General features: G+C 72.1%; 22 protein-coding genes, 1 tRNA gene and 1 pseudogene. 8 read left to right on the forward strand and 16 right to left on the reverse strand.

Going from position 1 to position 24,021, the window contains the following annotated elements:
- Positions 1-285: 285 nt before the first annotated feature.
- Together ACIA79_RS24605 and ACIA79_RS24610 are read right to left on the reverse strand one after the other, a co-directional pair.
- A complete protein-coding gene (locus ACIA79_RS24605; RefSeq protein ID WP_399430479.1) occupies positions 286-2,640 on the reverse strand; it encodes an FhaA domain-containing protein in 2,355 nt (784 codons plus the stop codon).
- Positions 2,641-3,676: 1,036 nt separating this feature from the next.
- A tRNA-Tyr gene (locus ACIA79_RS24610) sits at positions 3,677-3,758 on the reverse strand.
- 171 nt (positions 3,759-3,929) lie between these two features.
- On the opposite strand from ACIA79_RS24610, the gene ACIA79_RS24615 reads away from it, so the two are divergent.
- The 3 genes from ACIA79_RS24615 (at position 3,930) to ACIA79_RS24625 (ending at position 5,916) form a co-directional block, all read left to right on the forward strand.
- Positions 3,930-4,418: a YajQ family cyclic di-GMP-binding protein gene (locus tag ACIA79_RS24615; RefSeq protein WP_031076571.1), complete on the forward strand. Its 489-nt coding sequence runs from the start codon at positions 3,930-3,932 to the stop codon at positions 4,416-4,418.
- Positions 4,419-4,648: 230 nt separating this feature from the next.
- A complete protein-coding gene (locus ACIA79_RS24620; protein WP_399430480.1) occupies positions 4,649-5,182 on the forward strand; it encodes a methylated-DNA--[protein]-cysteine S-methyltransferase in 534 nt (177 codons plus the stop codon).
- Positions 5,179-5,916 (forward strand): alpha-ketoglutarate-dependent dioxygenase AlkB family protein, encoded by a 738-nt coding sequence (locus tag ACIA79_RS24625; RefSeq protein WP_399430481.1) that lies wholly within the window; start codon positions 5,179-5,181, stop codon positions 5,914-5,916. The genes ACIA79_RS24620 and ACIA79_RS24625 overlap by 4 nt, the downstream gene beginning before the upstream one ends.
- Here the strand turns inward: ACIA79_RS24625 and ACIA79_RS24630 are convergent.
- Positions 5,880-6,149: a GlsB/YeaQ/YmgE family stress response membrane protein gene (locus ACIA79_RS24630; protein WP_399430482.1), complete on the reverse strand. Its 270-nt coding sequence runs from the start codon at positions 6,147-6,149 to the stop codon at positions 5,880-5,882. The genes ACIA79_RS24625 and ACIA79_RS24630 overlap by 37 nt on opposite strands.
- Positions 6,150-6,235: 86 nt before the next feature.
- Between ACIA79_RS24630 and ACIA79_RS24635 the strand changes: the two genes are divergently transcribed.
- Positions 6,236-7,450: an APC family permease gene (locus ACIA79_RS24635; RefSeq protein ID WP_399430483.1), complete on the forward strand. Its 1,215-nt coding sequence runs from the start codon at positions 6,236-6,238 to the stop codon at positions 7,448-7,450.
- Positions 7,451-7,628: 178 nt separating this feature from the next.
- Here ACIA79_RS24635 and ACIA79_RS24640 read toward each other — a convergent pair whose 3' ends face one another.
- From ACIA79_RS24640 to ACIA79_RS24700, 13 genes are all read right to left on the reverse strand, one after another.
- Positions 7,629-8,021: a YccF domain-containing protein gene (locus ACIA79_RS24640; protein ID WP_399430484.1), complete on the reverse strand. Its 393-nt coding sequence runs from the start codon at positions 8,019-8,021 to the stop codon at positions 7,629-7,631.
- Positions 8,018-8,881 (reverse strand): zinc metalloprotease HtpX, encoded by an 864-nt coding sequence (htpX, locus tag ACIA79_RS24645; protein ID WP_399430485.1) that lies wholly within the window; start codon positions 8,879-8,881, stop codon positions 8,018-8,020. The genes ACIA79_RS24640 and htpX overlap by 4 nt, the downstream gene beginning before the upstream one ends.
- 167 nt (positions 8,882-9,048) lie before the next feature.
- Positions 9,049-9,504, reverse strand: coding sequence for a large conductance mechanosensitive channel protein MscL (mscL, locus tag ACIA79_RS24650; RefSeq protein ID WP_399430486.1), 456 nt, complete (start codon positions 9,502-9,504; stop codon positions 9,049-9,051).
- A 24-nt stretch (positions 9,505-9,528) separates the two neighbouring features.
- Positions 9,529-11,067, reverse strand: coding sequence for an NADH-quinone oxidoreductase subunit N (locus ACIA79_RS24655; protein WP_399430487.1), 1,539 nt, complete (start codon positions 11,065-11,067; stop codon positions 9,529-9,531).
- Positions 11,064-12,617, reverse strand: a complete 1,554-nt coding sequence (locus tag ACIA79_RS24660) for an NADH-quinone oxidoreductase subunit M (RefSeq protein ID WP_399430502.1) — start codon at positions 12,615-12,617, stop codon at positions 11,064-11,066. The genes ACIA79_RS24655 and ACIA79_RS24660 overlap by 4 nt, the downstream gene beginning before the upstream one ends.
- Positions 12,618-12,644: 27 nt before the next feature.
- Positions 12,645-14,645: an NADH-quinone oxidoreductase subunit L gene (locus ACIA79_RS24665; RefSeq protein WP_399430488.1), complete on the reverse strand. Its 2,001-nt coding sequence runs from the start codon at positions 14,643-14,645 to the stop codon at positions 12,645-12,647.
- Positions 14,642-15,001: an NADH-quinone oxidoreductase subunit NuoK gene (gene nuoK, locus ACIA79_RS24670; protein ID WP_031076541.1), complete on the reverse strand. Its 360-nt coding sequence runs from the start codon at positions 14,999-15,001 to the stop codon at positions 14,642-14,644. Before nuoK ends, ACIA79_RS24665 begins: the two co-directional genes overlap by 4 nt.
- Positions 15,001-15,576 (reverse strand): NADH-quinone oxidoreductase subunit J, encoded by a 576-nt coding sequence (locus ACIA79_RS24675; RefSeq protein ID WP_399430489.1) that lies wholly within the window; start codon positions 15,574-15,576, stop codon positions 15,001-15,003. The genes nuoK and ACIA79_RS24675 overlap by 1 nt, the downstream gene beginning before the upstream one ends.
- A complete protein-coding gene (locus ACIA79_RS24680) occupies positions 15,573-16,280 on the reverse strand; it encodes a NuoI/complex I 23 kDa subunit family protein (protein WP_399430490.1) in 708 nt (235 codons plus the stop codon). The genes ACIA79_RS24675 and ACIA79_RS24680 overlap by 4 nt, the downstream gene beginning before the upstream one ends.
- Before the next feature lie 2 nt (positions 16,281-16,282).
- Positions 16,283-17,251 (reverse strand): NADH-quinone oxidoreductase subunit H, encoded by a 969-nt coding sequence (locus ACIA79_RS24685; RefSeq protein WP_399430491.1) that lies wholly within the window; start codon positions 17,249-17,251, stop codon positions 16,283-16,285.
- A complete protein-coding gene (locus ACIA79_RS24690) occupies positions 17,248-18,456 on the reverse strand; it encodes an NADH-quinone oxidoreductase subunit C (RefSeq protein ID WP_399430492.1) in 1,209 nt (402 codons plus the stop codon). The genes ACIA79_RS24685 and ACIA79_RS24690 overlap by 4 nt, the downstream gene beginning before the upstream one ends.
- Positions 18,453-19,091, reverse strand: coding sequence for an NADH-quinone oxidoreductase subunit B (locus tag ACIA79_RS24695; protein WP_399430493.1), 639 nt, complete (start codon positions 19,089-19,091; stop codon positions 18,453-18,455). The genes ACIA79_RS24690 and ACIA79_RS24695 overlap by 4 nt, the downstream gene beginning before the upstream one ends.
- On the reverse strand, positions 19,082-19,483 hold the full coding sequence (locus ACIA79_RS24700; RefSeq protein ID WP_399430494.1) for an NADH-quinone oxidoreductase subunit A: 402 nt from the start codon (positions 19,481-19,483) through the stop codon (positions 19,082-19,084). Before ACIA79_RS24700 ends, ACIA79_RS24695 begins: the two co-directional genes overlap by 10 nt.
- A gap of 181 nt (positions 19,484-19,664) precedes the next feature.
- Between ACIA79_RS24700 and ACIA79_RS24705 the strand changes: the two genes are divergently transcribed.
- The 4 genes and pseudogenes from ACIA79_RS24705 to ACIA79_RS24720 form a co-directional block, all read left to right on the forward strand.
- On the forward strand, positions 19,665-20,813 hold the full coding sequence (locus ACIA79_RS24705) for a sensor histidine kinase (RefSeq protein ID WP_399430495.1): 1,149 nt from the start codon (positions 19,665-19,667) through the stop codon (positions 20,811-20,813).
- A 315-nt stretch (positions 20,814-21,128) separates the two neighbouring features.
- The gene (locus ACIA79_RS24710; RefSeq protein ID WP_399430496.1) at positions 21,129-22,466 is read left to right on the forward strand and encodes a sensor histidine kinase; all 1,338 of its coding nucleotides are present in this window, start codon (positions 21,129-21,131) and stop codon (positions 22,464-22,466) included.
- Between the two features lie 372 nt (positions 22,467-22,838).
- Entirely contained in the window at positions 22,839-23,513 is a 675-nt protein-coding gene (locus ACIA79_RS24715) for a LuxR C-terminal-related transcriptional regulator (RefSeq protein ID WP_399430503.1), read from the forward strand.
- A 307-nt stretch (positions 23,514-23,820) separates the two neighbouring features.
- Positions 23,821-24,021 (forward strand): annotated as a pseudogene (locus ACIA79_RS24720) (2-oxoglutarate ferredoxin oxidoreductase subunit alpha); the annotation flags it as partial.

Consider the following 24,021-nt stretch of genomic DNA (forward strand, 5'->3'; position numbering starts at 1 on the left):
TGCGGGCGGGGCGCCACGGACGACGAGACCCCTGCCGTCCCGCGTTCCCGCGGGGCGGCAGGGGTCCTGCAGCGCGTGGCGGCGCCAGGACGGTCAGGACGCCGCTCCGTTGTCCATGCGCTCGGTCTGTCCCGACCGCACGGTGACGTCGCCGTCCACCGGGGCGCCGCGTCACCGCGCCAAGTGACGACGCGCCGTCGCGATGGGGCGAACGCCCTCGTCAGTCGCGCGGCGGCGCCGGCGATCGCGGTGGCGCCCCGTCGTGAACCCCGCTCCGGTGACGGATCAGCCCCATGCGGGCGCGGCGAACATGCTGGCCGCGTTGAAACCCGAGTGGGGGTAGGCGGCGCCCCAGCCGGCAGCCTCGGGCTGGGTGCGCGGGAAGTCCGCGGCCACCAGCGTCGCCAGATCGAAGTAGGCCTGGCGGGTCCGCGGCTTCATCTGCTCCAGATCGACCTCCGAGCCGGTGGCGAGGTGCTCGTCGAACGGAATCATCACCACGCCCCGGCAGCGGGCGCGGAAGTGGTCCACGACATCGTTCACCTTCACCATCTTGCTCTTCTTGCGGGCCTCGGAGATCACGGTGATGCTCCGCTGGACGAGGTCGTCGTAGTTGTGTGCCCTGAGCCAGTCCAGGGTTGTGCTGGCGCTGGTGGCACCGTCCACACTGGGCGTGGCGACCACGATCAGCTGGTCCGCGAAATCCAGAATGCCCCGCATCGCGCTGTGCAGCAGACCGGTTCCGGAGTCGGTCAGGACGATCGGATAGTGCTGTCCGAGGCAGCTGACCACCTTTCGGTAATCCTCGTCATTGAACGCCGTGGAGAGCGCGGGGTCTGCTTCGTTGGCGAGGATCTCCAGCCCGCTCGGGGACTGCGAGGTGAAGCGCCGCACGGCCATGTAATTGTCGATCCTCGGGAGCTCGGCCACGAGGTCCCTGATGGTGGCGTTGGTCTCGCAGCGCACCCGCCGGCTGAGCGTCCCTGCGTCCGGGTTGGCGTCGATCGCGACGACCCGGTCCTGGCGCTCGGTAGCGAGAGTCGCGCCCAAGGCGGTCGTAGTGGTCGTCTTTCCGACTCCGCCCTTGAGGCTGATGACGGCGATCTTGTGGCACTGCATCACCGGACTGCGCAGGATGGCCAGCTTCTGTGCGCGCTCCCGTTCCGCGCCCCTGCCGCCGATGCGCAACCGGCTGATACCACGACGACCGCCGGGCTGGGTGCGGAGCAGACGGTCGGACGAAAGCTCGACCGCAGCACTGCGGCCCAGAAACCCGGCACGGTCATCCCGGCCCGGTCCCGGCCAGTGCACCGGAGCGCGGTGAGCCGGTGGACCGTAGTACGGCGGCATTCCGGGAGCACCGTGCGGCAGGTACCCCCGGTTGACGTAGGAATGGGGCAATGGCTGCTCTGCGCCGAGGCCGGGCGAGGCGGGCACCGAAGGGTAGTGCTTCACCGCTGCATGCTGCGGCAGCGCCTCGTTGGCGCCCCGCGTGCCGGTCCCGGGTTCCGTCGGCACGGCGTCCCGGGGTCCGCCGGGGGCGCCCGAGGCGGGCGGCGCGATGTCGGCCCCGTCGGAGACCTCTCGTCTGGTGTCGGATGCGGGACCGTCGACGGAGGTGTCGCGATCGTTGGTCACGGTGAGTCCTTTCGACTGAATGAGAGTTCCGTCGGGAACTGGGGCGGCGGGGCGACCGCCGTGCTCCCCGGTCGGCGGTTGCGTCTTCCTGCCGGACCGATGACGTGGGGCTTCCGCACCGAGCAGAACGCCGATGGGCGCCGACGTGACGGGTGGCATCCCCACGGCCACGGTCCTGATCCGGGGCTCGGGGCCGGTGATCCGCCTGCGGCCGGTATCGCGCCCGGGGTGAGGCGCCTGGCCCTCTGCGGGGCCAAGTGCGGGACGAACGCCATGCGCGGCGCGAAGGGCACGTTGTTCGTGATCCGACCGGGAAGGAACAGCCACCCCCACGGACCCCTTCACGGGTTCCAGGAGGCCCGGTGGCCCGGGGGACGCGGCGGGAGGGCTCGACGGGTCGGCACGGACGAGCGTGCCGTCCCGGGCGAACGTCAGGCCGAGGGCTACGAACTGCTCGACCGTCAGGACCTGTTTGTCCTCACGCGGGGCGTGCGGGCGCACACGCCAGGACGGGGTTCTGCCGCTGTCGAGCCCGGCCGACGGCGCATCCAGAGCGCGATAGCCCTGATCGGCCTGGAGAGCGTGCTGGACCTCGGGGGGGACCTCGAGCCGGCTGCGCACACGGAACTGTCCGGCCCTTATGTCCTCCGCCCGCTGCAACTGCACCTTCAGCGGCCCGACGAACGAATAGCGCTGTTGCTCGGCGTACTCGCGCAGCTTCACGACCAGCTCCTCGCCGAGCATGACGAGGCACGCACTCAGCATTTCGTGATCACCCGGGCTGAGTTCGACTATGAAGCTGTTGGGCGCGATGGTGCAGTCCCGATTCCAGATCCTGGCGTTGATGTCGCACTCGCGCCGGAGAGCGCCGATGAATTCCATGGGCTGGACGGCAGATTTGAACACCTTGGCGAAGGTTGCGTTGACCAAGTTCTCGAAACTCTGTTCGATTTTGTTCAGCGTCCCCATTGCAGCCTCCGGGGTGCGGCCCTGCCGCGGCATGGTCAGATGATATGAAGATTGCTGATAGGAGCTGTATTGCCACATTTGGCGATCAAGCGCGGTGTGTCGCCGGAATTCACCGGATCGGTGGCCGCGGCGGCCCCAGACGGAGTCCCCGGCCAGACGGGCGCAATCGCCGCAACCTTGTCTTCGCGCCCGGAAGTACCCTCGCTGCCGCCAGCAGCCCGACGGTCCGTCCGGCGCAACGGGTGAGGCGGGCCCCCGGCCTGGCACTCGCGGTCCACAGCGCCGCCTGGGCCCGGAGGCCCGTCGGGGCAAGGCCCTGCGGCAACGCGGGAGGGGCTGCGGCGCCGGGGCGGTCAGCACGTACCTGCCGCCCGCCGAGCCCGCGACCGAAAGGTCGCGCCGGCGCTCACCGGTGAGTCGCCCCCGGGGTCGTGCCCGGCCCGGAGCGGGAGGCCGTCCCCTGGCCGGCGCCCGGAAGCAGGGAGTCCGCGGGCGCCGCCCGGGGTGCCTCGGGGTACGCGGGCGGCCGCGGCGAACTGCTGAGCCGGTGAGGCTTCGGCAGTGTGCCCTGCCCCGCACGGCCGGGGGCTGATTCCGGCTACGGGAGAACCGGCGCGCCCGGGGCTCCCGGAGGAAGCCCTGAACGGACGAGCCCGCGCCCGGCACGGACTCAAGCACCGCATCCGGGAAGACGGTTCGGCATCTGCGGGTCCCGCCCGCGCAGGAGGGGTGCTCCGGTGACACGTCACCCTGTCCTGCACGCCGACGGCCGGCTGTCGCGGTCCGCAGGCGGAGACATGGTCCGGGCGAGCGGGTGCGGGGACTCCAGGCGCACGCACGCGGCGACGCGCTCCCGCCGTCCGGCAGGGATCGAGGCCGGCCAACCCCCTACGACCTCGGCCGCGCCGCCGTCTCCACAGGCCCGATGGACCGGGAGTCCCGTCCACACGCCGTCCGGACACACGGGCGGGTATCGAGCGGACACGGCGAGACGGTGCGCCGTTCCGGTCCCACTGCACAGAACGGCCCCTGATCGCGTTTCCGCAGATCAGGGGCCGTTTCTATCGCGTGGCGGCGCCAGGATTCGAACCTGGGTAGGCTAAGCCGACGGATTTACAGTCCGCTCCCATTGGCCACTCGGGCACACCGCCATGGGACGTCGCCGTGGAGGCGGCCGCTTTTGCGCGGAGCTCCCTGGCAACGACGTAAACAATACCTGATGCCGGGGGGTGCTCCGCCACCGGTTTGATCAGCGCTCGGGGTGTGTACGGGTGGCTAGGCTTTGTCGCACCGATTCGCACCGACCCAAGGAGCCACAGGACATGGCCGACTCCAGTTTCGACATCGTCTCGAAGGTCGAGCGGCAGGAGGTCGACAACGCCCTCAACCAGGCCGCCAAGGAGATCTCGCAGCGCTACGACTTCAAGAACGTCGGGGCCTCCATCGCCTGGTCCGGCGAGAAGATCCTGATGCAGGCGAACTCCGAGGAGCGGGTCAACGCCATCCTCGACGTCTTCCAGTCCAAGCTGATCAAGCGCGGCATCTCGCTGAAGGCCCTGGAAGCCGGTGAGCCGCAGCTGTCCGGCAAGGAGTACAAGATCTTCGCGTCGATCCAGGAGGGCATCTCCCAGGAGAACGCCAAGAAGGTGGCGAAGATCATCCGCGACGAGGGCCCCAAGGGCGTCAAGGCGCAGGTGCAGGGCGACGAGCTGCGGGTCAGCTCGAAGAGCCGGGACGACCTGCAGGCCGTGATCGCGCTGCTGAAGCAGCAGGACTTCGACTTCGCCCTGCAGTTCGTGAACTACCGGTGACCCCCGCTCCTCGGCGCCGGTGACGCGGGTGAGGCGCGGCCGCGCGTGACCCGCCGACGGGCGGATCGGGGGCGGACGCGGCCGCCGGCGGCCGGTCCGCCCCCGCCCGTTCCCGCGCCGGGCACTCCTCAGGCTTCATGTCCGGATCCCGCCAGCCCTCGGTGGCCGGGCAGCGGAGACTGGTGGGGCGGGGCAGGGACGATGGAGCGTGAGGGAAGGCAGGACCAGCCATGACGGTGTACGCGTACGTCGGGGGTCCGCTCGGCGAGATGCTGCTGGCCGGCGAGGCCACGTCCGACGGGACGCTGCTGGCCTCGCTCTCGCTGCCGGGGCAGAAGGGCGGCGCGGTCGTCCGGGAGGGGTGGCGGCACGCCCCGGAGGCGTTCGAGGAGATCGCCGGACAGCTCGCCGCGTACTTCGCCGGCCGGCTGACGCGTTTCGACATTCCGTGTGCCGACCGGGCCGGTACGGAGTTCCAGCGGCGGGTGTGGCGGGCGCTGGAGGACATCCCGTACGGCGAGACCGTGACGTACGGGGAGATCGCCGCGCGCGTGGGAGCGCCGGGCGCGGGGGTGCGGGCCGTCGGCACCGCGATCGGGCGCAATCCGCTGCTGGTCGTGCGGCCGTGCCATCGGGTCATCGGGGCCGACGGGGCGCTGCGCGGTTACGCGGGAGGACTGGAGCGCAAGGAGCGGCTGCTGGGGCTGGAGGGGGCCCTGGGACTGCCGGGGGCCCCGGGGATGCAGGGGGTCCTCGCCCCATGACCGAAGGGCCGTTCGCGGCCGGGCTGTTCCCGGCGGAGCCGTTCCGGGCCGCGCGTGAGCGGAGCGAGGTCGCCCCGGGAGCGGTGCACGTACCGGGGTGGCTGTCCGTGGAGCGGCAGCGTGCCCTGGTCGAGGCGTGCCGGGAGTGGGCGCGCGGGCCGGTGCCGATGCGGCGGACGGTGCTGCCGGGCGGCGGCGTGATGTCCGTTCGCACGGTGTGCGTGGGCTGGCACTGGCAGCCGTACCGCTACAGCCGCACCGCCGACGACGTGAACGGCGCGCGCGTGGCGGCGTTTCCCGACTGGCTGGGGGACCTCGGCAGGGCGGCGCTGCGGGAGGCGTACGGGGACGGCGGCGGCCATGACGGCTACGCCCCGGACACCGCCCTGGTCAACTTCTACGAGGGCGGCGCCAGGATGGGCATGCACCAGGACAAGGAGGAGCGGTCCGGTGCTCCGGTGGTGTCGCTGAGCGTCGGCGACCGCTGCGTCTTCCGGTTCGGCAACCCGGGGACGCGGGGGCGGCCGTACACGGACGTGGAGCTGGCGTCCGGGGACCTGTTCGTCTTCGGCGGGCCGTCGCGCTTCGCCTACCACGGTGTGCCGAAGGTGTATCCGGGCACGGCCGACCCGGCGGTGGGACTGGTGTCGGGCCGGCTGAACGTCACCCTGCGGGAGACGGGCCTGACCCCGGCGCGTCAGCGCGAGCGGGAGTGGCCGAACAGGATCCGGTAGACGATCAGCAGGACCAGCGAGCCGCCGATGGCCGCGGCCCAGGTGGCGCCGTCGTAGAACTCGTTGGTGATGGGGCGGTCCAGGTAGCGCGCCGACAGCCACCCGCCGACGAAGGCGCCCGCGATGCCGATGAGGGTCGTGCCGATCAGGCCGCCCGGGTCCCGGCCCGGGAGCAGGATCTTGGCGATGACCCCGGCCAGCAGCCCGAGGACGATCCAGCTGATGATGCTCATGCCGTGAACCTGCCTTTCGTACGGTGTTGTCCTGGAGGACGCCCGCGGTGCGATCAGTGGTTGCGGGCCTCAGTAGGGTGCCGCGCATGGCAAGGGAGTTGCGGCGGTCGCTCGGGGTCTTCGACGCGGTGGTCATCGGGCTGGGCTCGATGGTGGGAGCCGGTGTCTTCGTCGCGCCGGGCCCGGCCGCCGGGGCGGCCGGCAGCGGGCTGCTGCTCGGGCTCGCGCTCGCCGCGGCGGTGGCGTACTGCAACGCCATGGCGTCGGCCCGGCTGGCCGCCCGCTACCCGGCTTCGGGCGGCACCTATGTGTACGGCCGCGAACGGCTGGGGCCTTTCTGGGGCTTTCTGGCGGGGTGGGGCTTCGTCGTCGGGAAGACCGCCTCCTGTGCGGCGATGGCCCTGACGGTCGGTGCCTACGTCTGGCCGGAGCAGGCGCACGCGGTGGCCGTCGCGGCGGTGGTGGCGCTGACCGCCGTGAACTACGCCGGTGTGCAGAAGTCGGCGTGGCTGACCCGCGCCGTCGTGGCGGTGGTCCTGGCGGTCCTGGCGGCGCTGGTCGTCTCCTCCCTGGGGTCGGGCACGGCGGACTTCGGGCGGCTGGAGCCGGCGGGGGACGTGACGGCGGGCGGGGTGCTCCAGGCGGCGGGGCTGCTGTTCTTCGCCTTCGCGGGGTACGCGCGGATCGCCACGCTGGGCGAGGAGGTGCGGGACCCGGCGCGGACGATCCCGCGGGCGGTTCCCCTGGCGCTGGGCATCGCGCTCGTGGTGTACCTGTCCGTGGCGGTCTCCGTCCTGTCGGTGCTGGGCGCGCGGGACATGGCCGCGGCTGCGGCGCCGCTCGCCGAGGCGGCGCGGGCGGCGGGCGCCGGCTGGCTGGTGCCGGTGGTGCGGGCGGGCGCGGCGGTGGCGGCGCTGGGCTCGCTGCTGGCGCTGATCCTCGGGGTGTCCCGTACGACGCTGGCGATGGCCCGTGACGGCCATCTGCCGAAGGCCCTCGCCGCCGTCCATCCCCGCTACCAGGTGCCGCACCACGCGGAACTGGCGGTCGGGGCCGTCGTCGCGGTGGTGGCGGCGACGGCGGACGTGCGCGGGGCGATCGGCTTCTCGTCCTTCGCGGTGCTCGCCTACTACGCGATCGCCAACGCCTCGGCGTGGACGCTGGGCACCGCCCGGGTCCTGGCGGCGGCGGGCCTGGCGGGGTGCCTGCTGCTCGCCTTCGCCCTGCCCGTCTCGTCCGTCCTGGCGGGCGCGGCGGTGCTGACTGCGGGGGCTGTGCTGTACGCGGTCCGGCGTGGCTAGCCGGCGAGGGACGCGCGGCGCGGCCGTATCGGCGGGATCGGCCGTATCGGCCGTGCGCGCGCCGGACGGGCGGGCGGCGTGACCGGCCGCCCGGGCTCGTGTGCGTGCACCTGATCCGTCATGCCTTCATGGTGGACCACGGCACTGACAATCGCCGGTGCCGGCCGGACGCCGCAGCTCAACGGCTGGCGAACGGCCGGTCCGTGGGAACGATCTCCTTGCCCAGCGGCAGCAGCGAGACGGGGATCAGCTTGAAGTTCGCGATGCCGAGCGGGATGCCGATGATCGTGACGCACAGGAGGATCCCGGTGACGATGTGGCCGAGCGCGAGCCACCAGCCCGCGAGGACCAGCCACAGGACGTTCCCGACGCAGGACGCGGCCCCCGCGTCACGGCGGTCCACCACCGTCTGGCCGAAGGGCCACAGGGCGTACAGGCCGACGCGGAACGCGGCGATGCCGAAGGGGATGCCGATGACGGTGATGCAGAGCAGCAGACCGGCCGCGAGGTAGCCGAGGAAGAGCCAGAAGCCGCTCAGCACCAGCCATATGAGGTTCAGGATCGTTTTCAAGGGCGGCGACCTGCCATTTCTTCGAGCCGGGCGATACGTTCCGCCATCGGCGGGTGGGTGGAGAACATCCTGGTGAACCCCCGGCCGGGACGGAACGGGTTGGCGATCATCATGTGGCTCGCGGTCTCGATCCTCGGCTCCGGGGGCAGCGGCAGCCGCTTGGTGCCCGCCTCCAGCTTGCGCAGCGCGGTGGCCAGGGCGAGCGGGTCACCGGTGAGCTGGGCACCCGCGGCGTCCGCCTCGTACTCGCGGGAGCGGCTGATGGCGAGCTGGATGAGGGACGCGGCGAGCGGGCCGAGGATCATGATCAGGAGCATGCCCAGCAGCCCGGGACCCTCGTCGTCGTCCGAGCGGCCCACCGGGATCAGCCAGGCGAAGTTCACCAGGAACATGATCACGGAGGCGAGGGCGCCGGCGACCGAGGAGATCAGGATGTCCCGGTTGTAGACGTGGCTGAGCTCGTGGCCGATCACACCGCGCAGCTCGCGCTCGTCGAGCATCTGCAGGATGCCCTCGGTGCAGCAGACGGCGGCGTTGCGCGGGTTGCGGCCGGTCGCGAAGGCGTTGGGGGCCTGCGTCGGCGAGATGTACAGCCGCGGCATGGGCTGGCGCGCCTGGGTCGACAGCTCACGCACCATCCGGTACAGCTGCGGCGCCTGGAACTCGCTCACCGGGCGGGCCCGCATGGCGCGCAGCGCGAGCTTGTCGCTGTTCCAGTACGCGTACGCGTTGGTGCCGAGCGCCACGACAAGCGCGACGATCAGGCCCGTACGCCCGAAGAGACTGCCGATGAGGATGATGAGTGCGGACAGTCCCCCGAGGAGTACGGCGGTCCTCAGCCCATTGTGCCGGCGGTGCACGGTACGCCCTCCAAGTGGTGCGGCAGGGGAACCCTTGCTGGTACTGGTCCCAGTCCACCGTCCAGTGGACCCTCCCCTCCTGGTCAACGCCAGGCGGGAGTGGCGGGTTCCCTCGCACCGGTGGGGCGGGGCGCCGTCGGCGCCGGTCCGTCCGGGTGAGACGAGACTCAGCGCGGGCGCGGCAGCCCGGCCTTCTCCAGCGCCTCCGGCAGCGGCTCCACCTCGCTGGTGCAGTGGCGGCAGCGGGTGGCGACGGCCGGGATCTCCCCGTAGCAGCGGGGGCAGTCGCGCAGCGCCGCCTTGATGTCGAAGGGCTCGTCCCGCTTGAAGCGGCTCTGGATCTTCATCATGGGCACGACGACGCAGAAGTAGAGCACGGCCGCCGTGATCACGAAGGCCAGGGCGGCGCTGATGAACAGGCCGTAGGGGAACCTCGCCCCTTCGACCGTGAAGTACGCCTTGCTGAAGTCGCCCACGGAACCGGTGGCGAGGCCGATGAGCGGCGCGATGAACGCGTTGCTGAAGGCGGTGACGACCGCCGTGAAGGCGGCGCCGACGGCCAGACCGATGGCCATGGAGATGACGTTGCCGCGCAGGATGAAGTCCTTGAAACCGCTCAGCACGGTCGTACTCCTCGAAGGGGGGGATCAGAACAGGGTGGCCGCGGTGAACCGCAGCACCAGCTGGGGGTAGCCGGACAGCGCCACGCCCGCGACGGTCGCCAGCCCGATGGCGAGGACCAGCGGCGCGGGCCCGGCGGCACGGCGCGCCACGTCGGCCTCGGCCGGGGCCTCGGGGGCACGGAAGAGGACCGCCGTCCACTGCAGGTAGTAGTACAGGGCGATCACGACGTTGAGGCCCATGACGACCGCCAGCCAGCCCAGGCCCGCGTCGACCGCGGTCTGGAAGACGGTGACCTTGGCGAACAGACCGATGATGCCGGGCGGCAGGCCGGCCAGGCACAGCAGGAAGAAGCCCATGGCCAGGGCGGTGCCCGGCCGGGCCGCGTACAGGCCCCGGTAGTCGGAGACGCGGTTGAGCGGGTGCGTCCGGGCGACCAGCGCGGCGACGGCGAAGGCGCCGAGGTTCACGACGGCGTACATCAGGGCGTACGAGACGGTGGCGCCGATCTGGTCGTCGCTGGAGTACGCGGCGGCCGCGATCGGCACCAGGAGGTACCCGGCCTGCGCCACGGAGGACCAGGCCAGCAGCCGGACCGCGCTCCACGCGCGCGTGGAGACCTGCCGCAGCGCGGCGACGTTGCCGACGGTCATGGTCAGCGCGGCCAGCACCGACAGGGCCGGGCCCCAGACGTCGGCGTACGACGGGAAGGCGATGACGGTCACCAGGATCAGGCCGGTGAAGCCGACCGCCTTGCCGACGACGGAGAGGTACGCGGCGACCGGCAGCGGAGCGCCCACGTAGGTGTCGGGCACCCAGAAGTGGAACGGGACGGCGGCGGTCTTGAAGGCGAAGCCGACCAGGGTGAGCACGACGCCGGCCTTGGCCAGGGTCGCGAGCTGGGCCGGGGTGTCGTCCAGGCTCTGGGCGATCTCGGTCAGGTGCAGCGTGCCGGTCGAGGCGTACACGAAGCTGACGCCGAGCAGCGACACGGCGGTCGCGGTGACGGAGGAGAGGAAGAACTTCAGCGCGGCTTCGCCGGACATGCGGTCGCCGCGCTTGAGGCCGACAAGCGCGAACGCCGGCAGGGAGGCGACCTCCAGGGCGACGACGAGGGTCGCCAGGTCCCGTGACGCGGGCAGCAGGGCAGCACCGGCGGCGGAGGAGAGCAGCAGGAACCAGAACTCTCCGGCGGGGAGCTTCTCCTCGGTGTCCGTCAGCGACAGCAGGGCGGTGAGCAGGGCTCCGCCGAGCACCAGGAGCTGGATGACGAGGGTGAAGTGGTCGGCGGTGTAGCTGCACGCGCCGGGGTCGGTGGTGAGGCAGAAGGTGGACCGGTCGCCCTTGCGCAGCGGGGCCAGGGCGGCGAGCGCGGCGGCGAGGCCGGCGATCGAGATCCACCCGAGGACCCGGCGGCGCTCCTTCGGTACGAACAGGTCGGCGACGAGCACGACCAGGCCGACGACGGCGGCGATGGTCGGCGGCGCGACGGCGGCCCAGTCGACGGACTGGACGAGGTCGGCTGCGGTGTCCGTGGTGGCGGTGCTCGCGGCTGCGGCGGTCACGACTTGCCTCCTGCGAGGAGCTTCTGCACGGCCGGGTCGGTGAGGCCGAGGAGGACCGCGGGCCAGAGGCCGGCGAGGACGGTGAGGACGGCCAGCGGGGTCCAGGCGGCGAACTCGTACGTCTGGATGTCGGCGAGCGGCGGCCCGTCGTCGGCGGGGCGGGCGCCCATGCAGACGCGGCGGACGACGACGAGGAGGTACGCGGCGGTCAGCAGCGTGCCGAAGGCGCCGATGGCCATGAAGGTGAGGAACGCCGGGCGGCTGAGGCCCTCGGCCGGGTCGAACGCCCCGAACAGGGCGAGCATCTCGCCCCAGAAGCCGGCGAGGCCGGGCAGGCCGAGGGAGGCGACGGCGGCGAAGGCGAGCAGACCGCCGAGGCGCGGCGCGCGGCCGTAGAGCGCGGCGCCGGTGGCTCCGGCGAGGGTGTCGAGGTCGGCGGTGCCGTACCGGTCCTTGATCGCGCCGACCAGGAAGAAGAGCAGGCCCGTGATCAGGCCGTGGGCGATGTTGGCGAAGAGCGCGCCGTTGACCCCGGTGGGCGTCATGGTCGCGATGCCCAGCAGCACGAAGCCCATGTGGCCGACGGAGGAGTACGCGATCAGGCGCTTGAGGTCGCCCTTGGCCCCGGTCCTGGCGAGGGCGAGGCAGGCGAGGGAGCCGTAGATGATGCCGGCGACCGCGAAGGCGGCGAGGTACGGCGCGAAGGTGTGCATGCCGTCGGGGGTGATCGGAAGGACGATCCGGACGAATCCGTACGTACCCATCTTCAGCAGCACACCGGCGAGGAGGACGGAGCCGACGGTGGGGGCGGCGGTGTGGGCGTCCGGCAGCCAGCTGTGCAGCGGCCACATCGGGGTCTTCACCGCGAGCCCGATGCCGATCGCGAGAACGGCGATGACCTGCACGGACGTGCTGATGTCCCGGCCGTTGTCAGTGGCGAGTGCCACCATGTCGAAGGTGCCGGCCTTCAGTCCGACGAGGAGCAGGCCGAGCAGCATGACGACCGAGCCGAGCAGCGTGTAGAGGATGAACCGCCAGGCGGCCTGGCGCCGCCCCTCGCCGCCCCAGCGGGCGATGAGGAAGTACATCGGGATGAGCACCATCTCGAAGGCCAGGAAGAACAGCAGCAGGTCGAGGACGGCGAAGGTCGCCAGCGTGCCGGACTCGAGGACGAGCAGCAGCGCGACGAACGCCTTCGGGGAGGGGCCCGCGGGCAGCTTGAAGTAGCTGTACAGCGCGCACAGGAAGGTCAGCAGCGCGGTCAGGACCAGGAGGGGGAGGGAGATGCCGTCGACACCGAGGTGGATCCGCACGTCCAGTGCCGGGATCCAGCTGATGTCCGTCGTGGCCTGCATCCTCGACGGCTGGTCGTGGTCGAAGCCCAGTGTGAGGACAACCGCGGCGACGAGGACGGCGCCCGTCACGGTCACGCCGTGGCGCAGCACGGCCTGGTCGGGCGACTTCCCCTTCAGCCCGGGCGGGGCGGGCAGGAGGGCCGCGACGGCGCCGGCGAGCGGGGCGACGACGATGAACGCGAGGAGGAACTGCATCACGGATGCGCTGATATCGATCACGGTTCACGACCCGGCGTTGACGTTGGCAATGACGACGGCGGCGATCGCCAGGACGACGGAGCCGGCCAGCAGGACGCTCAGGTAGGTCTGCACGTTGCCCGTCTGGGCGCGGCGCACGGCCCGCCCGAGCAGGTTCGTGCCGCTGCCCGCGCCGCGCACGTACGTCTCGACGACCTCGCGGTCGAGGAAGCTCACCAGGGAGGCGGCAGCTCGTACGGGGCGGACGAAGAGGGCGGAGTAGACGGCGTCGAGGCGGAAGCCGGCGGCGGCGGGGCCGTGCAGCGGGCCGAGGAGCAGTCGACCGGGGTCGGCGGGGTCGGGGGCCGCCGCGATGTCGCCGTAGGCGGGGGTGTGCGTGGCGATCGCCTCCGCCTCGGACACGGCGGGCTCGCTCTCCGGGTGGGCGGCGACCGCGCCGAGTTCGGTGCGCGCGGCCCTCGCCCTGGTGTGGTGCCAGGCGGCGTAGGTGACCAGCCCGCCGACGAGGGCGATGCCCGTGCCGAGCACGGCGGTGGTGACGGTGGGGGTCAGCGCGTGGCCGTCGAACCAGTCGTCCAGCCGGACGACGGCCACGCCGAAGGCGAGGGAGGGGACGGCGAGCACCCACAGGACGGCGTTCATGGCGACCGGCTGCCTGCCGTGGTCGGGGGCGTCGGCGCCACGGCCGCGGAAGGCCAGCAGCCACAGGCGCGTCGCGTACGCGGCGGTGAGGAGGGCGGTCAGCAGTCCGGAGACGAGGACGATCCAGCCCGCGCCGGCCGGGGCGACGGACCGGTCGCCGAGGGCCGTGTGCTCGGCCGCCACCAGCACGGCTTCCTTGGAGAAGAAGCCGGCGAACGGCGGGATCGCGGCGAGCGCGAGCAGGGCGACGGTCATCGTCCAGTACGCGTCGGGGATCCGGGCGGCCAGGCCCCGCATGCGGGACATGGCGGCCAGGGAGTTGGTGCCCGCTGCGTGGATGATCACGCCGGCGGCGAGGAACAGCAGCGCTTTGAAGGCGCCGTGCGACAGGAGGTGGAAGACGGCCGCGCCACGGTCGCCGACGGCCAGGGCACCCGACATGTAGCCGAGCTGGCCGATGGTGGAGTACGCGAGGACGCGCTTGATGTCGTCCTGCGCGAGGGCGGCGAGCCCCGATCCGACCATCGTCACCGCGGCCATCACGGCGAGCACGGTCAGGGCGGCGGCGGAGGCGGCGAAGACGGGGAGGAGACGGGCCACGAAGTAGACACCGGCGGCGACCATCGTGGCGGCGTGGATCAGCGCGGAGACCGGCGTCGGGCCGGCCATCGCGTCGGGCAGCCAGGTGTGCAGCGGGAACTGCGCCGACTTGCCCGCCACACCGGCGAGGAGGAGCAGCGCCACCAGCGTCGGGTGGTCGATGCCCCCGGCGGCGACGGCGCCGAGGATCCCGGTGATCCGGAACGTGCCGGCGTCGGCGGCCAGCGCGAACAGGCCGATGAGGAACGGCACGTCGCCGAGCTTGGTGACCAGGAACGCCTTCAGGGAGGCGGCACGCGCCTCGGGGGTCTCCCAGTAGTGGCCGACCAGGAAGTACGAGCAGATGCCCATGATCTCCCAGCCGACCAGCAGCACCATGAGGTCGCCGGAGTAGACGACCAGCAGCATCGCCGCGGTGAAGAGGGAGACCAGCGCGGCGTAGGAGGGGTAGCGCGGGTCGTCGCGGAGGTAGCCCGTCGAGTAGATCTGCACGCAGGAGGCGACCAGGCCGACGAGGACGGCGGTGAGGGCCGCGAAGCCGTCGATGTGCAGGGCGAGGTCGATGGGGACCGAGCCGGTCGGGGTGAGCTGGGTGGCGGCGTCGATCGCGCGGCCGCCGCCCTGGCGTACGGCGACGAGGACGGCGAGCACGAAGGCGGCGAGGGTCGGCAGGACGGCCAGCGGCCGGACGAAGCCGGGGGCGGTCCGGCCGAGCAGCAGTCCGCCGGCGGCGCCGAGGAACGGAAGGAGGGGGACGAGAACGGCGAGGGTCGTCGTGGTCACGCGGTGGCCTCGGCCTTCTCGTCGGGGCCCGGGGCGTCGTCGGCGCCCGCGGTCTCGGCGTTGTCGCGGAGCTTGTCGATGTCCGAGGTGCCGCGGTTGCGGTAGACCATCAGGACGATCGCCAGGCCGATGCCGATCTCGGCGGCCGCGATGGCGATGGTGAAGAGGGTGAGCGCCTGGCCGGCGTGCAGGGTGTCGCGGAGCCAGACGTCGAAGGCGACCAGGTTCAGGTTGACGGCGTTGAGCATCAGCTCGACGGACATCAGGACCAGGATCGCGTTGCGGCGGGCGAGCACCCCGTACAGCCCCGTGCAGAAGAGCAGGACGGCGAGCACCGCGGGATAGGCGAGATGCATCAGCGCTGTCCCTTCCGGACGTTGCCGTCGGCGTGGTCGGCCGCCCGGTCCTTGCGGGACAGGACGATCGCGCCGACCAGGGCCGCGAGCAGGAGCACCGACAGTGCCTCGAAGGGCAGCACCCAGTGCCGGAAGAGGATCGTGCCGGACACCTTGGTGGACCCCTGGGCGGGACCGTCGAGATCGATCCAGGTGGTGCGGAACGCGTCGACGACCACCCACACGAGCGCGGCGGCGGAGGCGACGGCCACCACGAGGGCGGCCGGGCGGTTGCCCGAGTCCGCGTCCGGGGACCGGCCGATCGGCGCCCTGGTGAGCATGAGGCCGAAGAGGAGCAGAACGACGACGGAACCGACGTAGATCAGGACCTGGACCCAGGCGACGAACTCCGCCGTCAGCAGCAGGTACTCGACGGCGAGGCCGCCGAGCGCGACCACCAGCCACAGGGCGGCGTGCACCAGCTGCTTGGTGGTGACCGTGACGACGGCCGCGCCGAGGGTGACGATGCCGACGAGGAGAAAGGCGATCTCCACGCCGGTGGGCGACAGGAAGCCGTGGGATGCGGCGAGGCTCACTCGCTGCCTCCCTCGGCCGGTCGCCGCGCCTGGCCGGCGCCGGGGGCGTCAGGGGTGTCGGGGGTTTCGGGGGCTTCAGGGGCAGCGGATCCATCGGCCTGGGCGGTCGCGGCCGGCCCGGCGGGCGGGGCGGGCTCCGAGGCCGGGGCGGGCTCCGCAGCGGCGGCGGGCTCCGTGGCCCGGGCCGCGGCGAGCTTCTCCGCGGCCTTGCGGGCGGCGGCGATCTCCTTGGGCTCCTCGGCGCCGGGGTCGAGCGCGGGCGGCTCCGGGACCGTCCACATCCACTCGCGGAGCTTGTCGCGCTCGTGGGTGAGCTCGTGGATGTCCGTCTCCGCGTACTCGAACTCCGGGGACCAGAACAGCGCGTCGAAAGGACACACCTCGATGCAGATGCCGCAGTACATGCACAGCGCGAAGTCGATGGCGAACCGGTCGAGCACGTTGCGGCTGCGCTCGCGGCCGCCGGGCGTGGCGGCGGGGATCGTCTCCTTGTGGGAGTCGATGTAGATGCACCAGTCGGGGCACTCACGCGCGCAGAGCATGCAGACCGTGCAGTTCTCCTCGAACAGCCCGATCACGCCGCGGGTGCGCGGCGGCAGCTCGGGCTGGGCGTCCGGGTACTGCGCGGTGTGGCTCTTCTTCGTCATCGTGCGGAGGGTGACGGCCAGGCCCTTGGCGAGGCCGGATCCCGGGATCGGGGCCATGGTTACGGGTTCACCACCTTGACGATGCCGGTGAGGGCGATCTGGGCGAGGGCGAGCGGGACGAGCGTGGTCCAGGCGAGCTTCTGCAGCTGGTCCTCGCGCAGCCGCGGGTAGCTCACGCGCAGCCAGATCACGATGAAGGCCAGGACGGCCGTCTTCAGCAGGGTCCAGACCCAGCCGAGGCCCTCGGCGCCGAACGGGCCGTGCCACCCGCCGAGGAAGAGGACGGTGGTCAGACCGCACAGCACCACGATGCCCGCGTACTCGGCGAGCAGGAAGAGCGCGAAGCGCAGGCCGGTGTACTCCGTGTACGCGCCGAAGATGATCTCGGAGTCGGCGACCGGCATGTCGAACGGGGGCCGCTGCAGCTCGGCGAGGCCCGCGACGAAGAAGACCAGCGCGCCGACGATCTGCCACGGCAGCCACCACCACTCGAAGGCGTTGACGATGCCGGGGAGCGACACGGTGCCCGCCGCCATGGCGACGGACGCGGCGGCGAGCAGCATGGGCAGCTCGTACGCGAGCAGCTGGGCGGCGGTGCGCAGTCCGCCGAGGAGGGAGAACTTGTTCGCGGACGCCCAGCCCGCCATGAGCGAGCCGAGCACGCCGATCCCCATGACGGCGAGCACGAAGAAGATGCCCGCGTCGACGAGTACGCCCACCGCCCCCTCGCTGGGGCCGACCGGGATGGCGACCAGCACGAGCAGGTACGGGAGCAGGGCGACGGCCGGGGCGAGCTGGAAGATGCGGCGGTCGGCGTTCGCCGGGACCACGTCCTCCTTCTGCGCGAACTTCACGCCGTCCGCGACGAGCTGCGCCCAGCCGTGGAAGCCGCCGGCGTACATCGGGCCGAGGCGGCCCTGCATGTGCGCCATGACCTTGTGCTCGGTCTGCCCCACCACCAGCGGCAGGACGAGGAACACGCCGAAGACGACGAGCAGCCGGAGGGCGACGTCGAGTGCGTCGTTCACGCGTCTCCTTCAGGTCGTCGCTGTGCGTCGGTGCCGGGGCCGTCGGCCGGTGAGCCGTCCGTGCCGCTCGGGGCGTCGGGGCTGCTCGGGCTGTCCGTGGTGCTGGTGCCGCCCGGGGCGTCGGGGCTGCTCGGGCTGTCCGTGGTGCTGGTGCCGCCCGGGGCGTCGGGGCTGCTCGGGCTGTCCGTGGTGCTGGTGCCGCCCGTGTCGTTCCGGTCTTCCGTGCCGGAGGCGGGGGGCTCGGAAGCCGGGGACTCGGGAGCGGGGGGCTCGGTAGCGGGGGGCTCCGGGGCCGGCCTCGGCGGCTCCGGGGTGTCCTCGAAGGCGGGGCGCGGGTTGTTCCAGGGAGCGTCCGTGCTGCGAGTGCGCCGCGGGGGTGCCGTGGTCGCCTCGGCCGGGGCCTGCGGGGCCTGGCTCGCCGAACCCTCGCTCGCGGAACGCGCCCGGCGCGCGGGTGCCTGGCTCGCCGAGCCCTCGGCGGCCGTACGGGCGCGGCGGGCCGGTGCCGCCGGAGCGTCCGGTGCCTGGCTCGCCGAGCCCTCGGCGGCCGTACGGGCACGGCGTACCGGGCGGTCTCCGGCCGCGGCCCGAGCGGGGCGTTCCCGGGCCGGGCGGGCCGGGGCGGGCGGGAGCTGGCCCTTGAGGGGGCCCCACTCGTTCGGGTCGGGGACGCCGGGGGGCAGCATCTGGCGGCGCTTGGGGCCGCCGTGCTCCGACTCGCCCGGCTCCTTCGCGCCCGGCCACGCCTTCGCGACGCGGGCGGCCAGCACGAAGTCCTTGCGGAGGGGATTGCCCTCGAAGTTCTCCGGGAGGAGGAGATGGACCAGGTTCGGGTGGCCCTCGAAGCGGACGCCGAACATCTCGAACGTCTCGCGCTCGTGCCAGGCCGCTCCCGCGTACACCCCGATGGCGGTCGGCAGCACCGGGGCGTCGTGCGGAACGGTCGTGCGCAGCATCAGCCGTCGCACCTGCCGGCCCTCCAGGGCGACCAGGTGCGCGCAGACACGGAAGCCCGTCGCCGGTTCGTCGACCGCGCTCAGCCAGTCGAAGTAGGTGCAGCCGAGCTCGTCCCGGGCGGTTTCCAGCGCGGTGATCCACGAGGCGGCCGGGACGTCGACCGTCAGCAGGTCGTACGCGTGCTCGGCGGTGGCCTGCTCACCGAACAGCTCGGCGACACCTTCGGGGAGACGGTCGTAGGCGGTCACGCCGTACCTCCCGGCGAGGACGACGGCGAGGTGGAAGGGGAGGGAGCGGACGACGGAGGGGCGGACGACGGGGAGGGCGGGGGCACCAGGCCGCTGCGCAGCTCCGCGACGGAGGAACGTCCGTGGCCGTACCGCTCACCCAGCGACTCGCGGGCGATCTTCTCCTGGAGCTTGAGGATGCCCTGGAGGAGCGCCTCGGGCCGCGGCGGGCAGCCCGGGACGTACACGTCGACCGGAATGATCTGGTCCACGCCCTTGGTGACGGAGTAGGAGTCCCAGTAGGGCCCACCGCAGTTGGAGCAGGCGCCGAAGGAGATGACGTACTTCGGCTCCGGCATCTGCTCGTAGAGCCGCTTCACGGCCGGGGCCATCTTGTCGGTCACCGTGCCCGAGACGACCATGAGGTCGGCCTGGCGCGGTCCGGGCGCGAACGGGATCACGCCGAGGCGGATGAAGTCGTGCCGCGCCATGGAGGCCGCGATGAACTCGATGGCGCAGCAGGCGAGCCCGAAGTTGAAGACCCACAGGCTGTAGCGGCGGCCCCAGTTCAGGACCACCTTCATCGGCTCGGGCGCGAGCCGGGAGAGAGCTCCGAGCCTCTTCGGCTCCGGGAGGTCGACAGGGGTTACGTCCATGTCAGGACGCCCTTCTTGTACGCGTAGAGCAGTCCTACGGCGAGGAAGCCGAGGAAGATGAACATCTCGACCAGCGTCGTGGCGCCGTACCCCGGCGCTGCGAAGACCGTCGCCCACGGGAACAGGAAGATGGAGTCGACGGCGAAGATGACGTACAGAAAAGAGTAGACGTAGTAGCGGACCTGGGTGTGGGCCCAGCCCTCGCCCACCGGATCGACGCCGCACTCGTAGGTGAGCATCTTCTCCTGCGTCGGCACCACCGGCCGCAGCAGCCGTCCGGCCGCGAAGGCGACGGCCACGAACAGCACGCCGATCAGCGCGAGCAGGCCTACGACCGAGTAACTCTCGAAATAGTCGACGGCGAGTACGGTCGATGCGGTCGTCTCCGGCATATCCGTGTCCCTCGCTCCCTGCCGCGCGGCGTGATGCTTATGCGTTCCGTACGCACGGGAGTCTAGGCCCTGGCCTCGGACACCGATCAGCCGTGCCGCACTTCAGGTGGGGATAGCCCTACTTCATCCCACCTACGAACCCCATGGCGCCGCGCCGGTGGCCGCAGGCAGGCTGTGTCACATGACCGCACGCATGGCTTTCGGCCGACAGGCCTGGAAAGAGGTCGCGCACCTCCTGACCGACTTCCCGATGGCGCTGATCGGCTTCATCTACGTGGTACTCACGGTGAGCGTCGGCGTGGGTCTGTCGGTCACCGTCGTGGGCCTGCCGCTGCTCGCGGCCGGCCTCGCGGGCGCGCGGCAGCTCGGCCGCTTGGAGCGGGCGAGGGCGAGGGCACTGCTGGGCGTGCGGATCGAGGAGCCCAGCCCGCTGCCGCACCGGCTGGGTGCGGGCTTCTTCCCCTGGTTGTGGACGGGGCTGAAGGACCCGGTGGCCTGGCGGACGATGCTGTACGGCTTCATCCGGCTGCCCTGGGGCATCCTGACGTTCGCCGTGACGCTGGTGGCGGTGGTGGTGCTGTGGCCGGTGCTCGGTTACATCACGCGGGGGCTGACCACCGTGGACCGGGCGTTGGTACGCAGCCTGCTGGCGCCCTCCGACGAGCTGGAGCGGCGGGTCACCGAGCTGGAGTCGGACCGCAGCGTGGTCATCGACACGGCCGCAGCCGATCTGCGGCGCATCGAGCGCGACCTGCACGACGGCGCCCAGGCGCGGCTCGTGGCGCTCGCGATGAGCCTGGGCCTGGCCAAGGAGAAGCTTCTGGAGGACCCGGAGGCGGCCGCCGCGATGGTCGACGAGGCGCACGGGGAGGTGAAGCTGGCCCTCCAGGAGCTGCGCGACCTGGCGCGGGGCATCCACCCCGCCGTACTGACCGACCGGGGGCTGGACGCCGCGCTGTCCGCGGTGGCCTCGCGCTGCACGGTTCCCGTCCGCGTCACCGTCGACCTGCCCGAGCGGCCCGCCGAGGCGATGGAAGGCATCGCCTACTTCACCGTCTCGGAGCTCCTCCAGAACGTCTCCAAACACTCCCGGGCCCGTGCGGCCGCCGTCGACGTGTGGCGGTCGGACGACCGGCTGCTGATACAGGTGACGGACGACGGGCAGGGCGGTGCCCGGCTCGACGGCGGAACCGGCATGGCGGGCCTTGCGGAACGGCTGGGAGCGGTCGACGGGCTGTTCGTGCTGGACTCCCCGGCCGGCGGACCGACGACGGTCACCGCCGAGCTCCCCTGGCGCCGCCGGGAGGCCGCCCACCCGGCGGCGCGCTAGCTCCGCCTGTCGTCCGGCCGTCCGGCCAATCGGCGCGGGCAGCCGGACGGTCCGCGCACCACACCTTTGTCGGCAGTCGGCAGTCGGCAGACGGCAGTCGGCAGTCGGCAGACGGTGAACGGCGGACGGCAACCCGGCCGCCTGTCGCCTGTCGCCCCGGCCTGCCTGCGGCCCGGCGGTAGGGAAAACCCCCGGTCGAGACGGCAACGGTCCTCATGGTGGGGCTGGGTGCGGAACCGGCAGCCTGGAGACACGACGCCACCACCCCAGCCGATCCCAGCTCAGCTCACCCGGCAGAAACGGACGGACCAAGCAATGGCCATGGCTTATGGACCGGGTACCACCCGGCACCGCCGCCTCCCCGCCGCGCTCCGCGCGCCGCTCGAGGCCCGCACCTGGCGTGAGTTCGCCTACCTGCTGCTCGGCCTTCCGCTCAGCGTCTTCTACTTCTCCGTCGCCGTCACCATGGCGTCGCTCGGCGCCGGGCTGCTGGTGACCTTCCTGGGCATACCGGTGCTCGCCGGCGCACTGGCGATGTGCCGCGGGTTCGGCGCGCTGGAGCGGACCCGGGCGCGGAACCTCCTGGGAGCGGAGATCGCCGACCCCGCCCCCGTGCGGAGCCGGCCGGGAAAGGGTTCCGGTGGCGGCGGAATGATGGCGTGGGTCGGCGGAGTGCTCAGGAGCGGTGTGTCCTGGCGGCACTTCCTCTACGCGGTCGTACACCTCCCCTGGGCTGTCTTCGCCTTCGCGGTGTCGCTGACCTTCTGGACCTACGGGTGGGCGCTGCTGACCTATCCGCTGTGGCAGTGGACCATCCCGATGCACGTGGGTGTGGACGGGCTCCAGCTGTACAGCGACGGGACACACAGCATCTACCTCGACTCGCCCTTCGAGCTGGTGCTGACGAGCCTGCTCGGGCTGACGTTCTGGCTGATCACACCGTGGGTCATCCGGGGGCTGGCGACCGTCGACCGGCTCATGGTCATAGGGCTGCTGGGCCCGTCCCGGCTGGCCTCGCGGGTCTCGGAGCTGGAGTCGGACCGTGGCGTGGTCATCGACACGGCCGCCGCCGATCTGCGCCGCATCGAGCGGGATCTGCACGACGGTGCCCAGGCGCGGCTCGTGGCACTCGCCATGGACTTGGGGCTCGCCAAGGAGAAGCTGACCGAGGACCCGCAGGCCGCGGCCCGCATGGTCGAGGAGGCGCACGGCGAGGTGAAGACGGCGCTGCAGGAGCTGCGCGACCTGGCACGGGGCATCCACCCCGCCGTACTGACCGATCGCGGCCTGGACGCCGCGCTGTCCGCGGTGGCATCCCGCTGCACCGTCCCTGTGACGGTCGACGTGGACCTGCCGTCCCGCCCGGCACCGGCGATCGAGGGCATCGCCTACTTCACCGTCTCCGAGCTGCTGCAGAACGTCTCCAAGCATGCGGGCGCCACCCGGGCCGGGGTGGACGTGTGGCGGGTGGAGGACCGGCTGATGCTCCAGGTGACGGACAACGGCCGGGGCGGCGCGCGGGTCGACGCGGGCACCGGTCTGGCCGGGCTGGCCGAGCGGCTGGACGCGGTGGACGGCATCCTCGCCGTGAGCTCGCCGGAGGGCGGACCGACGGCGATCACCGCCGAGCTGCCCTGGCGCGGCCGCTCCTGACACCCGGCTGCGCTCAGCCCACGCTCGCCGTGCCGCCACTCCGCCCCTGTTGCCCCACTCCGCCGGTCCACCGGTCCACCGCGCCGCCAGGCCGCCACTCCGCGCTGCCGGCACCCCCGCCCTACCGGCACCCGGCCCGGCTGCCGCCCCACCACCCCGCCACTGCGCCGGTCCGCCACTCCACCGGTCCACCGGTCCGCCGGTCCACCGGTCCGCCGGTCCACCGGTCCGCCGGTCCGCCGGCGTCGTCGCACCGGTTGTCCACAGGCCGCCCACGGCGGTCCGGATGCTGGAATGCTGTAGCAGGCCGCGATGATCGCGGCGAGCAGACCGGCTGACAGGGGTACGAGGGGCGTGGGGGACGTGGTGAACGTGGCGGAGGACAGGGTCCGGGTGGTCATCGCCGAGGATTCCGTACTGCTGAGGGACGGACTGACCCGGCTGCTGACCGACCGGGGGCACGACGTCGTCGCGGGCGTGGGGGACGGTGAGGCGCTGATCAAGACGATCGGTGACCTCGCGGCACAGGGGACCCTCCCGGATGTGGTGGTCGCGGACGTGCGCATGCCGCCGACGCACACCGACGAGGGCGTGCGGGCGGCCGTCCGGCTGCGCAAGGAGCACCCGGGCATCGGGGTGCTGGTGCTGTCGCAGTACGTGGAGGAGCGGTACGCCACGGAGCTGCTGGCCGGCACCAGCCGCGGGGTGGGATACCTGTTGAAGGACCGGGTCGCCGAGGTCCGCGAGTTCGTGGACGCGGTGGTCCGGGTGGCCCGGGGCGGCACGGCGCTGGACCCCGAGGTGGTGGCGCAGCTGCTCGGGCGGAGCCGCAAGCAGGACGTCCTGGCGGGTCTGACCCCGCGCGAGCGGGAGGTGCTCGGGCTGATGGCGGAGGGGCGGACGAACTCGGCGATCGCGCGGCAGCTCGTGGTGAGCGACGGTGCGGTGGAGAAGCACGTGAGCAACATCTTCCTGAAGCTCGGACTGTCGCCCAGTGACGGGGACCACCGGCGGGTGCTGGCGGTGCTGACCTACCTGAACACCTGACATGCCCGGTGCTCCGTCCCTCGAAATCACCTGAAAAGAGGTATCGCCTGCGGCAGGCTTGACAGTGGCGGCCCGGGACGAACGGGCGAGCCGGGAGCGTCGTTCACGTCGGAGTCTGGGGGAGACGAAGCATGATGAGTCCGGGCAAACGGACGTCCCACGATCACGTCCACCATATGAGCGGTCCAGGGAAGGCGACCCTTACGGACGTAGGGTGGGCCTTGGGAGCACCGGTCGGCAGGCCGTCTCCCGAGCGTTCCCCCGCTGACGGCGGGGAGGCCCCTTGTCTCGAGGGAGGTCCAGTTCAGTGACCAGCCAGGTCAGTAGCGAGGCCGAGCGCGCCGACGACGCCGGCGAGGCCGACGAGGCCGTCGTCGGGGAGCAGCGCGGCACTACGGCGCAGCGCGGTGGCGAGAAGGAAGTACGCCGTCTGGATCGGGTGATCATCCGTTTTGCGGGTGATTCCGGTGATGGTATGCAGCTGACGGGTGACCGTTTCACGTCGGAG

The organism is Streptomyces sp. NPDC051310 (assembly GCF_044455245.1).
Taxonomy (GTDB): Bacteria; Actinomycetota; Actinomycetes; order Streptomycetales; family Streptomycetaceae; genus Streptomyces.